At 49.9% G+C, this 343-nt stretch carries 2 tRNA genes; both read right to left on the reverse strand.

The features are described from left to right. Nucleotides 1-9: 9 nt before the first annotated feature. Nucleotides 10-85 (reverse strand) — tRNA-Ala (locus HRJ06_RS23020). A gap of 10 nt (nucleotides 86-95) precedes the next feature. Continuing rightward, nucleotides 96-172 (reverse strand) — tRNA-Ile (locus tag HRJ06_RS23025). Between the last annotated feature and the right edge of the window lie 171 nt (nucleotides 173-343).

Here is a 343-nt window from a genome sequence, read left to right on the forward strand (position 1 = left end):
CGGAGTTTATGGTGGAGCCTAGCGGGATCGAACCGCTGACCTCCTGCGTGCAAGGCAGGCGCTCTCCCAGCTGAGCTAAGGCCCCGTTACATAGATGGTGGGCCTAAATGGACTCGAACCATCGACCTCACGCTTATCAGGCGTGCGCTCTAACCAGCTGAGCTATAGGCCCACATAACAGGTATTTAATTGAGGTTTTCGAGTCATTACTCGCAAGTAACAATGAAAAATTGCTCCCTCAAAACTAAACAAACAAGCGTACAACATCACTGACCGAAAGGACAGTGTTCCGATTGTCTTTACGACAATATCCTTAGAAAGGAGGTGATCCAGCCGCACCTTC

It is taken from the genome of Mesobacillus harenae (assembly GCF_013343715.1).
In the GTDB taxonomy this organism is placed as follows: Bacteria; Bacillota; Bacilli; order Bacillales; family Cytobacillaceae; genus Mesobacillus_A; species Mesobacillus_A harenae.